The following is a 10,993-nucleotide window of genomic DNA, read 5'->3' on the forward strand; positions in this document are numbered from 1 at the left end:
CCGTCTGGGAAGACCCAGATTTTGATCCTTCGGAAAGCGCATTTTATTATGCCCGGGTAATAGAAATTCCGACCCCCCGATGGACGGCGTATGATGCAGTGAAGTTCGGAATAGACATGCCGGATGGTGTCCAGTTAACAGCACAGGAACGTGCCTACACTTCGCCGATTTGGTACTCGCCACAACAATAGTTCGATTTACGATGTGGGTCGGGTATGGGCTCAGTACTGTTGTTCTCTGTGGTTTGCCTGATTGGTGGTTCCCAGCCCTAAGCATGCGTAATTGGGCAAACCTTAAAAGCGAGGGTCAAATCTCTAATGCGTTTCTGAATCTCCGCTCGAAGAAGTTACCACAGTCAATATGTTCGCGTGTTTAAGTTTCTGTCGCAGACTCTGCTCCAGTTCATCCGAAAGAGTGTCTACTTCAATTGCGGACACTGGTCGCTGAGGATCAAACAAGACAACGACAGAGTGACTTCTCCCTGCTTTTACAACCAGTAGTTCAACCAATTTGCCTCCAAATGACGCTATCGGCTCATTGACGACACCCAACACCATTTCATAACTGGCCTTTGGCGCTGCGACCCCTGCCAACTCGGCCAATCCCGCTCGAAAGTCCGCAAAATAACGAATTGCAGCCATCGAGCATAAGACTAGAACGATCAGAGAATCTCCGATGGGGGCGACAACCGCCAACGGCCCATCTTCTATCGAAGCGACCAAAAACAAACCAACACCCGCGGCGGCGCTTACAGCGCCGTCAAAGGCAGCCGCATTGGCCTCCAGCTTTAAGATATCACTGCGCTTTCCGCCCTTCCTCCAGGCTCTCTGATGAAACAACCAAAGAACCAGGCAAGTCATCAAGATGGCAGCGAGATAAACTGCGATGGGCTCAAACAGCAATGGTGGCGGCAGCTGACCGTTCGCGTATGAGCCGATGCTACGAAGCGCATTGATGATTGCGAAGAGCACCACACCAAGCAGCGAGAGAGCCCTAAATGTTGTGAAAATTGACTCTTCCGACCCGTAGCCAAAAGGGCGAATGCGGTCGGGCGCCTTTTGGACCCTTCCAATTACTCTTAGTGCAAATAGTGCCGCTGCAAAACCGACAAATGAAAACAACCCATCTAGGAGAACAGCCTGGGAGTTTGAAAGAATGGCTGCGCCGATACCCGCGAGCCCCATCCAGAGCGTGCCAATCATACTAATGGTTAGAGCACGTTGCTCAGATGCATGTTCATTCTGCACGAGTGCCTCACAAAACTCTTGAGTGGACCGCTAAAGGTACAGTGCTTGAAAGGATCTGGCTGTCAAACGCCACGGCGTGGAATGCGATCTGGGATGAACTGCCGCAAATATGAGATCGATGCAGAAAGCCCATCGTCAATCATCTCGGGGGTCAGAGCCCCATGCCTCTGAAATGATAGGCTAAGGAACAGATCAAATATCTCGATTGCATGGAAGAAACGTAATTCGCGTTGGTCAATTTCAGGCAAAACAAAGTAGCTGTCCATGAGTTCCGCGAATTGTGCACCAAGCTCAAAGTCGTTCTGTCTATCGGTAGCCTTGATCGCAGGTGCCGTTGTACTCCCCAAGATAAGTCGGCAATAGCCTGGCTTCCTTTGGTACAAAGCGACGCCTCGGCGTGCTGCGTGTTCGAACAAGCTACGCCAATTCTCCAAGGCAGTGCCTGAGTAGGGCGAAATTATGTCTCCGATTAACTGCTCGCCAAAACGACCGGCCGCAGCTGCAAACACCTCGTTGGCCCCCTTGAAAAAGTGGTAAGCAGAACCTGACGGGATATCGGCTTCTGCCGCGATCCTGTGCATGGTGATATCTGGAAGGTCTTCATTTTCCAGAAGTGTTTCGGCAGCGAGGATCAACTTCAATCGTCGCTCCTCGCCTTTAGCGTAGTGTTTCATTCACAGTCTTAACCATTGGTATTTGACACGTCCGTACCAACATCAGAACCCGCGCGTCAAATTCCAGCTGCCCTACATCTTTGCTGTTTCATCTAGAATCGCTGGAACAACCTGTAGGAAAATCATTGAATTCATGCGTTCTGTTTCCGTCTGCGGGTAGCCACCGTTCATTGCAATGACGGTTTCACTTTCTGGCTCAACCACCAAAACCTGACCGTGTATTCCGACAAACGCCGCGAATTTGTGGTCACCAATTTCCAAGATCCGGATCTGATCTTTATACCACCCGTTTGGCGCGAGTACGGCCTCTTTTCCGTTGCTCCAAGCACCGCGGACCCTGTCGTTTCCCATCCACAGGGCGTCCAGGAAAGCGGCAGGGATGACTTGATCTCCAGCGTAGTTCTTACCTCTGGCGAGCATCATACGTCCGACGCGCGCGAGGTCACGCGTTCTCATGTTCAATCCCCCGGAGGCAACTGTTGCACCCGACGGGTCAGCCATCCAATATGCCTCGCCCTCAGCTCCTAGCTTTGACCACAACTTGTCTTGCAAGTACTCGGCCAATCCAACACCGGTCGCCGCTTCGACAGCAAGACCCAGAACTTCTGTGTTGGGGTCCTGGTACTGATAATGTGTGCCTGGTTCATACTTTCGTTGCGCGATTGTAACCAGGTAATCTTCGATGCCGTTCAAACCGCTATCATTGGGTCCGTTCCATTCCTGAGACTCGGTGAATTTTGGGTCCCAAGAAAGAAAGGGCGGTGTGGGAATGTCGAGGCCTGAATTCATGTCGGCCACGTCTTGCAGCGAAACGCCTTCAAATGCTGTCCCTTTGAACCTTGGCAGATAAGATTCCACCGGTGCCGTCATGTCCAGTTTACCCTCGGCCGCAGCAATTCCAGCAAGAATGGCAGTGAAGGACTTTGTTACTGACATGTCCAAGTGGGTAGATGTTTCATCCATCCCGTTCCAAAAATGCTGGTGCAGCAGGTCGTCGCCCTTCAGAATTACCATTGAATGGTTCTTGAGCCTGTCCCGCAACAAAGTCTCGATATCCAGTGGACCATCAGCGTCTTCAGCAGTCAGTTCGGACAAGTCGAGACTAATGGACTCCGTCCAGCTCTCGGGCTCAATGTCACCGCTCGGTTCAACAACGTAGTGACGCGTGAACTTGTAGGCATTGGGAAAGGTTACGGCTGCGTTTTCGCCGCTATCCCAGTTTTCTTGGGTGACACCAAAGCCTTCGACTTGATCGAGGAACGCCTGATCTGGAGGCAGTATTGACTGAGCATATGCTGCTGATGACAGGAGAAAGCTAACTGCTACTATACAATTGATTTTGTTCATCTGTTTTCCTTGATGCCGTTGAGCTTATTTCTAATGACTGCGCTGCATGTCTTATGAAATCGAAGCGCAGTCAGATCTGAGAAGTGTGCTTTGCGCCATGGGCTGAGCGCGGAATTTGTTATTCGAGTCCAGCTTCACCGATATGGTTACACCAAGAATGGCGATGTCGACAACAGTCGAGTTTTGGCTGGGATTTCAACTATACCGGGCTGTCGCTGACGCGCGCCCTTGCTAAAAAAATGAGCAATTTAATAACTATGTGGCAAATCAGCTTCGACAATTTCCCAAACCCAAACCCACTGCTCTCGAAGTTATCGACAAGAGTCGAAAATAAACTATAAAAATCTCGTGGGAGAATCTGGTGTATTTGACGTTAGGAGCATCCCTTGTCTTGCATAATTATTAGGCCCTGGGGCCGGGCAACTCAGTTGAGCACGCTAGCCAAACGACTATGTGTACCTTCCAGGCTGGTTCTCTTTGGTATTTGCTGCTCGGTATTTTTAACCTCTTTCGCCAAAGCACAAGAAGAGTGCGATGCCGCGTGTCAGGCCGCACGTAAGGCACAGGACCCGCTCGCCGCAGTCACCGCACTACTTACGGATAACACAATCGGCTTTGGCCCCAATAGCGACAGCACAACCTACAATTTTCAGCTTCAACCAGTTTACACGTTCGAGGGAGAAGCCGCGAATGTGATTTTGCGCGGATTGATACCTTATGTTGGATTGCCTGGCGGTGTAGCGGGCGCAGATGCCAGTCTGCCAGAATTCGCCCTTTCCGACAGTGGCGAAGGAACAGATTTCGGCTTTAGCGATACTATTGTTCAGGCTTTTTATGTTCCGGAAGTGGAACCAGGGACATTCAAGATCGGATACGGCGTCCAACTCTCATTTGATACAGCTGAAGACGGATTTAACGGGCCTGGAAACGGAGCGGGCCTTGCACTTGTTGGGTTCAATTTTGCTGGCGATTTGTCTTATGGTGGTGTGGTCGGACATCTTTGGGGAGAGGATGATTTTTCGCTCACCACCATACAGCCGATAGTCTTCTACAATTTGGAGAATTTCCTCGGAGGCTCTTACGTCGGCTACTCCAATACGAGTAGCTATAATTGGAACACAGGTGACTGGGTTGTTCCCGTCGGAGCGACCTTCGGGAAGACGTTCGTCGTGGGTGGCGGAAATGCTATCGACCTGAATGTTGGTGCCTACTATCTCGCCGAGGCGCCGGACAACAGCAATGACTGGCAGCTCAAATTCGGCGTTTCGTGGTTCTTGCCGTGAAATCAACTCATGAGGATAAGTCAGCGCACTAGTTTCAAATAGGGCGCAAGTTGAGGCGTTATTTATGGGAATTCGAAGAAAACTAACTTCAGTAGCACTATGTGCGTCACTAAGTGCGCTGTTTTCTCCGTCAGTTGTATCTGGTGACACAACTGAAGACCTCGAAGACGTCGGTGATGTTCTCCAGTTGGCAATTCCTCTCGCGGCCCTTGGGATAACTTACACTAAGGACGACAAGGAAGGACGACAACAACTCGCAAAGGGTGTTGGCACGACCTTTCTGACCGTTCAGAGTCTTAAGTTTCTTGTGGAGAAATGGCGCCCCAATTACTCAGCAGACAATTCGTTTCCATCAGGACACACCGCGGCTGCATTCTCGGGTGCTGCCTTCCTTCAAACACGGTACGGATCCAGCTACGGCGTACCAGCTTATCTGCTAGCGTCATTTGTCGGCTACACCCGCGTTCGCGCTGAGAAGCACTTCTCCGACGATGTCCTGGCCGGTGCAAGTATCGCAATGCTTAGCAATTGGTTGTACGCGACGCCTTTAGAGAACGGAGTCAGGGTTTTACCAACAGTTTCGCAGGATGCGGTCGGTTTGCAGGTTTCGATGCTTACCGGTTCAAACAAATCAGCAGAGACAAAAGCGTCAGAACCCTTCAAACCCAGATTTAGGTTTTCATTCTCCTTTGGCGCCAGCAGCCTGGACAACAATGACGTACGATCTCCCAGTTCAACCGGCTCACAGCTAGACCTTGAACAGTTTGATACCTTTTCAAACCCGACCACAAGTTCCGCTGCGAGTTTCGAGTACTTCATGACTGATCGGCACGAGTTCTACGCGGTCCTAAATCCGTTAGAGGTACGAGACGAAGGCACTTTTTCAAACCCCGTTCGGTTTGACGGCACGGTATACCCGGCAGACACCACGACTGCGATGGATTACGTTATGAATGAAATTCGTGGCGGTTACCTGTACAACGCCGTCCCTGAAGGTCGGTTCGATTTGAAAGTTGGCGGGGGTCTGACCTTTCAAAATACCTATGTGCGACTTGTTTCCGGCAATCTGGATCAAGAAGTCGAAAACAACGACTTTGCGCCATATGCGAGCATCCATGCCAGCTATGAACTGTCTGATCGGTTAGAATTTCAGTTGGGTGTCGACGGCACTTCGTTTGACTCTGTCGAGTTTCTAGATGCGGTCGCCTTGCTGAGCTACGAGCTCACACCACAATGGGATATTGGAGTAGGCGTTCAAAGTTTCAGCCGAAAGCTGGATGTGGCTGAATTAGAGAACAGATATGACGCCACCAGTGTCTTTTTGAATGTTGGGTATTCATTTTGAAAACTTGGAAGGAACCCAAATAGGCTGTCGAGGCTCAATCAGTCGACCTTCGCTGCTTCCCGTGCCTATGACTGGAGGCAGCCCGAAGCGGACCTACAAAATCCGACTTTGCAATTCTCGTGTTGCGGACAAGTTAGGCCGCGTACCGCCAAGGTCTCAGCGTCGCTAGCCACTGAACTCTGACAGTGGCTCCGCAACTACAATTGCTTAACACAAACTTTGCGCCAAAGACTGTTGCCAAGCTCTGTTTCAGTTCACTTTGCCTGACAACGTTTGTGTCGGCAGTTGTCCAAAGAGTGCTCTGTAGTCTCGCGCGAACTGACCCATGTGCCAAAATCCGTAAGCGTTTGCGATGTCCGATATACTCTCCTCTGGCGAGCAGGACACCAGTTCATGGCGCACAGCACCGAGACGGGCTCTTAGATAAAACTGCTTGGGGCTCACCCCATATGTTTCCTGAAACGCGCGACGAAGAGTGCATGCAGATACCTGAATATCTGCACATACTTCACCGATTGAAACGTTATCCATCAAATGGGCCCGCATGAACTCAACGGCTTGTTGTGCTAAACGGGTTCTATTTTTACTGTTTCGCCGATCACTCCATTCTTCGCCTACCACCAGCATTTCCAGAAGCTCAAAGATCATATCACTCTCTTCACTATCAGAGCTTGGTCCGGCCGCTGATCCAATTAGAAAGCGCGCTTTGTTTTTGACTAAGGAATGAAGCTTTCCAGCGTCGCTAACGAAAGATCTTAAAGCGTCATTTCGCACGGTGCTGATATCAAGACCGCAATCGTCGGCGATCCGTTGAGCCCTTCGGATGTTGATGCCAAAGGTCAGGCCTGTGAGCGTTGAATTGCTCACGCCTTCAAAAGGGTCTCCGCTACCAAAATTCATCAGAGCGGTGTCTGAGGGTGAGCCGTTAAGCCAAGTCCGTACACTCCCTTTGTCTGGTAAGCCAAACGCTAGAATGTCAGGGCGAGAAACACCAGTTTGGTACACAGCCTTATCAAACGACAAATCAATCATTTGAAGGTCAAGACCTGCCCAAACGGATACCGAAGAGTTCATAGTTCCCTCCTCAATTTGGCGTAGCTCAACATCCCATTGGGACAGCTCGCGGAATTGCGAAGGGTCCTGCAAAAAAAGTGTGTTTGGGGCGCAAGTTTTTTTGGGGGCTGATCGTTTTTTGATGTCGTCCATTCCGCCCCGCAGGTAGTTTTCATGAAATGTTATTCGAATATGTAGGCTTGGACAATTGCAAGACAAAGCAGACAAATCGAGAGGGAAGAGGTTCGGACGCCCATCGTTGCCTGACGATACTGCGCGCACCGAACGCGTCGTAACGCTGCTAACCAAAAGCGAAAAAGAGTTGTTGCGCTCACAGGCTGAAGACAGCGAACTCTCCCTTTCAACCTTTTGCCATCATCTGATCCTTGAAGGTCTGAAAACAAGTAAATCATGAAACAGGGGTATCTCATGAAATCAAAACTGTTCCTCTCAGCGCTGGTCTTTACCGGCTCCGCTATCACGGCGGCAGCTCAGGACAGCAATATCGTGCATGATGCGGAATACTATGTCCTGAAGCAGCAAAACGAAGCCGTTTGGGTCGAGAACGACGCACAGGTTGACCAACTGCTGGCCGATTTTCGTGAGAAAAACGGAGGGAACCCTCCAAACATCTTCTACATCCTTATTGACGATATGGGTTTTGGCGACATGGGTATGCCCGAGATGAACGCGATACGCGGGTATTCGACGCCCAATATCAACGCGCTCGCAGAGGAAAGCATGCGGTTTGCGCGCATGTATACCGAGCCGTCCTGCACACCGTCGCGGGTCGCCTTCATGACGGGTCGCCAGCCGTATCGCAATGGGATGGGCGATACCGCCGTCGATATTTCAGGTTTTGGCCTTGCCGATGAAGAAGTCACAATTGCCGAAGTTCTGAAATCCGTAGGCTACAACACCTCGCATGTTGGCAAATGGCACATGGGCGACATTCAGGAATCCTGGCCTACTTATCAGGGCTTTGACTACGCCGCGTTCCCCATCCATCAGCAGGGCCAGTTGGCCATCTTCAACGAAGATGCAGCCAAGGAAGAAATCACCATGGCCATAGGGGAAGACAACTACAACTCCAAATACACGCTGGATGATTGGTTTCGCCCTGATCCGGGACACATGATTACCGGCCTCGAAGCTGTTATTGGCGGGGAGGTCCGCGAAGTCCATATGGAACCGGGTGAGAAATGGACCCAGGACAAATATAATGAAATGAACATCCGCTATCAGGCACAGGCGATGGAACAGTTGCGCCTGCTAGCAGAACGGGATGAACCGTTCTTCCTGCAATACTGGCCGCTTGTCCCTCTGTCGACAACGCGCACGACGAGAGAGGCGTTCACGACACCCAACGGCGGTACATTCGTTGAAAGCATGGAAGAGCTGGATGAATGGATCGGGGTCATTCTGAACGAAGTCGATGCGCTGGGGCTTAGGGACAATACCCTGATCGTTTTGATGGGCGACAACGGTCACTTCACCAAATATGCCCCCGGCAGTGGGTTTTCGCCGCTGGTCTTCCGGGGCGGCAAGGCCGATACGTCTGAAGGAGGCGTTCGGGTGGATGCGTTCGCCCGCCTGCCCGGCTTGATCGAGGGAGACTCGATTGTATCTGACATTATTCATATCTCTGATTTGTTCACGTCAATTGCGCGTATCGGCGGAGCGATGGATGCCATCCCCCGCGACCGGATCATTGACGGTGTCGATCAGACGTCCCTGATGTTTATTGGCGATACGCATGGGCGCAGGGATCATGTACTGATCTACTCGATCAATTCGCTGAAAGAGGTGGTAAAGGAACACATCAAACTCAAAGTTCCGGCCAAAGGTGAAAATGCTATCGTGGCCAAGTTCTACAACCTGTTCCGCGACCCCCGCGAAGAACAGAGCGTATCGACCGAGATCGGAGCATGGGCTGGACATGAGTTTAACCGCATTATTGCCCGCCACCTGAAATTTAAGGAAATGTACCCCGATCAACCGGCCGCGACTGGACGTCCCTATGAAGGTATCGTGAACCTTCGTCCTGAAACCGTCGCAGCGGTGGATGCCTTTGTCGCCAAGCGGGACATTCAGCCCGACTAAAGGGTGAAGCTGATAAGAGTAATGCAAGCCCCGCATCAGATAATGATATGCTTGATGTGGGGCTTGGCATCCACAACAAAAATTCTGGAAACAATATGAAAATCCAAGCGCTTGTCCTTGCATTGGCGACTGGCATTGTTGCGGCCCCAGCAATCGCCGATGAAAACGCTTCAAACCCTTTGGCCGCAGTTAATAACACGGACATCCGGTATCAGTATTTTGATTTGGGCAACGGTGCTGACAAGCAGGACGCCTTTATAGATGGCGCATACATGCTGCGGCCTGATCTGAAACTGAAATATGAGTTGCACTACAACTCAACGGATGTGACTGGAACTCGGTTCACTGACTTCGAGAAATTGAGCCTCAAAGCGATCTATTTCCCTTCTCAGAGACCGCTCAACGAAACGTGGGCCATCAAGTCGGCCATTGGTCTGGAGTGGATTCTGGACTTTGGCGACCCGGAAAAAGGGATCGGAACCGGGTCCGATCAAATTGCGCCTTTTGGCGGGTTCGCCTTTGCAAACACAAAATCAGGGCTGACGCTGATCCCACTGCTCCAGCATTTTGCTTCATACAATGGCCCGACGGACATAAACCAAACCGCGATGCGGTTGATTGCGCTACAACCGTTTGGCGATGGGTACTGGGCCAAGGCTGACATCAAAGCACCATATGACTGGGAGAACGATGCTTGGCCAGCGACCGCTGAGTTCCAGATTGGCAAGAACCTCAGTCCTGGCATCGCAATTTATGCTGATTTCCTAATCGGCATAGGTTCCGACCGCCCCTACGATAAAGGTGCCGGCTTGGGTTTGCGTTTCAACTACTAGTCCACCCACACCCAACCTCGGCGAAGATCATCTATGTCACAGTCCAGAACTCTGTTCAGCCATTTGTATTCTGAGCCTATCTTGACCCTTCCTGGAACTGCCTTGAGCCAATCCCTGCCCGCGCCGGGTTGGTAGGAAATAAATTGGCGTCACTCGCGCCGCATCATTCTATCTGGTCGCTCCGCTCTGAACTCGGGGAAGATCAATAGTCTCTAGGCGATCCGCTGAGATGGATTTGAACCTTGAAACTGAATCCGTTGTTCGCGCTTCTAATCCCCAACCAGCGATGCTTAGGCCCAGAGTTCTGAGAAAAGAGACTTCTATTACGATCTGTACCCAAGACTTTGCAAAGTCCGCTGTCTGCGCAGAGCGGTCATTAGAGCTTCGCGCGACGGCGAACTGGAGTTTGGTCCCACAGAGCTGCCTTAGGGGAATGCAAACCCGCAGCGATTTATTTTCAATAGGAGAGTAGATTGGAACAAGTGAGCGCCACTACAACGGCGTTCTCCTGATAATTTACATTATGGCAGATATAGCAGCACTACTGACCTAAATACAAGCCTCTAAGCACTCTGATTGACCAGCTCTGGGCTATCGTTTTGCAAATTTGAGTTTCCTGTGAGCGTACGGCCGTGCCGGCGAACAAACGACTGCATAAGGCTCGGTGTTATCGTTGTCTACTGTTAGCATGATTGGCCGGTCGCAGCCCCTCTCGTCGCCAAAGTCGTTCAATTCGCCCATCGCTGACAGACCATCCAGCCCCTCTCAGCAGTGCAGTGATCCTGCGATAGCCATATCGGCCGTATTGACGGGTCAGCGCGATCATGTCGGCGACCAACCTGTATTCGCCTGTGCGACCTTGTGGGACACGCGGTTGTATGGACAGCTGTTGTACAAGCACGCGGCAGGCGCGTCTCAGCCGCTCGTTCTCTTTCTGAAGCCGCTTCAGTTCTTTCAACTGATCTCCGCCCATTCCGCGGTACTTCTTTCGCCAGCGGAAATAGGTTTGTTCAACAACGCCAACCTGTCTGATCGCATCGAAGCGGGACATGTCTTGCCCCATCAGAACTTCAACCTGCCGTAACTTCGAGACAATCTCTTCGGGCCT

10 protein-coding genes and 1 pseudogene are annotated in these 10,993 nt (G+C 51.2%); 6 read left to right on the forward strand and 5 right to left on the reverse strand.

Going from position 1 to position 10,993, the window contains the following annotated elements; all coding sequences use genetic code 11:
* Positions 1–191 (forward strand): DUF3604 domain-containing protein (locus tag GS614_RS21845; RefSeq protein WP_171727319.1); only part of this gene is annotated, 191 nt, incomplete at its 5' end.
* 123 nt (positions 192–314) lie between these two features.
* Here the strand turns inward: GS614_RS21845 and GS614_RS21850 are convergent.
* The 3 genes from GS614_RS21850 to GS614_RS21860 form a co-directional block, all read right to left on the reverse strand.
* Positions 315–1,247, reverse strand: coding sequence for a cation transporter (locus GS614_RS21850; protein ID WP_216601251.1), 933 nt, complete (start codon positions 1,245–1,247; stop codon positions 315–317).
* A gap of 62 nt (positions 1,248–1,309) precedes the next feature.
* Positions 1,310–1,921, reverse strand: a complete 612-nt coding sequence (locus GS614_RS21855; protein ID WP_170557561.1) for a TetR/AcrR family transcriptional regulator — start codon at positions 1,919–1,921, stop codon at positions 1,310–1,312.
* A gap of 72 nt (positions 1,922–1,993) precedes the next feature.
* On the reverse strand, positions 1,994–3,268 hold the full coding sequence (locus tag GS614_RS21860; protein ID WP_170557563.1) for a serine hydrolase: 1,275 nt from the start codon (positions 3,266–3,268) through the stop codon (positions 1,994–1,996).
* A gap of 428 nt (positions 3,269–3,696) precedes the next feature.
* On the opposite strand from GS614_RS21860, the gene GS614_RS21865 reads away from it, so the two are divergent.
* Positions 3,697–4,551 carry a hypothetical protein gene (locus GS614_RS21865; RefSeq protein ID WP_171727321.1) on the forward strand — a complete coding sequence of 285 codons (855 nt, stop codon included), beginning with the start codon at positions 3,697–3,699 and terminating at the stop codon, positions 4,549–4,551.
* Between the two features lie 64 nt (positions 4,552–4,615).
* The gene (locus GS614_RS21870) at positions 4,616–5,896 is read left to right on the forward strand and encodes a phosphatase PAP2 family protein (RefSeq protein WP_170659165.1); all 1,281 of its coding nucleotides are present in this window, start codon (positions 4,616–4,618) and stop codon (positions 5,894–5,896) included.
* Positions 5,897–6,145: 249 nt separating this feature from the next.
* On the opposite strand, the gene GS614_RS21875 is transcribed toward GS614_RS21870, so the two are convergent.
* Positions 6,146–7,102, reverse strand: a complete 957-nt coding sequence (locus GS614_RS21875; protein ID WP_170624377.1) for an AraC family transcriptional regulator — start codon at positions 7,100–7,102, stop codon at positions 6,146–6,148.
* Positions 7,103–7,208: 106 nt separating this feature from the next.
* On the opposite strand from GS614_RS21875, the gene GS614_RS21880 reads away from it, so the two are divergent.
* The 3 genes from GS614_RS21880 to GS614_RS21890 are packed head-to-tail and all read left to right on the forward strand — an operon-like array spanning position 7,209 to position 9,885.
* On the forward strand, positions 7,209–7,364 hold the full coding sequence (locus GS614_RS21880; RefSeq protein WP_170380012.1) for a hypothetical protein: 156 nt from the start codon (positions 7,209–7,211) through the stop codon (positions 7,362–7,364).
* 14 nt (positions 7,365–7,378) lie between these two features.
* Entirely contained in the window at positions 7,379–9,052 is a 1,674-nt protein-coding gene (locus GS614_RS21885) for a sulfatase-like hydrolase/transferase (RefSeq protein ID WP_170477051.1), read from the forward strand.
* Between the two features lie 47 nt (positions 9,053–9,099).
* Positions 9,100–9,885, forward strand: a complete 786-nt coding sequence (locus GS614_RS21890; protein WP_170592131.1) for a hypothetical protein — start codon at positions 9,100–9,102, stop codon at positions 9,883–9,885.
* A 700-nt stretch (positions 9,886–10,585) separates the two neighbouring features.
* Here GS614_RS21890 and GS614_RS21895 read toward each other — a convergent pair.
* A pseudogene (locus tag GS614_RS21895) lies at positions 10,586–10,993 on the reverse strand (transposase); the annotation flags it as partial.

It is taken from the genome of Ruegeria sp. HKCCD6604 (assembly GCF_013110635.1).
Taxonomy (GTDB): Bacteria; Pseudomonadota; Alphaproteobacteria; order Rhodobacterales; family Rhodobacteraceae; genus Ruegeria.

What these genes read in the sequence shown, in the direction of transcription:
- GS614_RS21855 (WP_170557561.1), bottom strand. Translation starts at nt 1,921, where the DNA reads ATGAAACACTACGCTAAAGGCGAGGAGCGACGATTGAAGTTGATCCTC.
- GS614_RS21860 (WP_170557563.1), bottom strand. Translation starts at nt 3,268, where the DNA reads ATGAACAAAATCAATTGTATAGTAGCAGTTAGCTTTCTCCTGTCATCA.
- GS614_RS21870 (WP_170659165.1), top strand. Translation starts at nt 4,616, where the DNA reads ATGGGAATTCGAAGAAAACTAACTTCAGTAGCACTATGTGCGTCACTA.
- GS614_RS21875 (WP_170624377.1), bottom strand. Translation starts at nt 7,102, where the DNA reads ATGGACGACATCAAAAAACGATCAGCCCCCAAAAAAACTTGCGCCCCA.
- GS614_RS21885 (WP_170477051.1), top strand. Translation starts at nt 7,379, where the DNA reads ATGAAATCAAAACTGTTCCTCTCAGCGCTGGTCTTTACCGGCTCCGCT.
- GS614_RS21890 (WP_170592131.1), top strand. Translation starts at nt 9,100, where the DNA reads ATGCTTGATGTGGGGCTTGGCATCCACAACAAAAATTCTGGAAACAAT.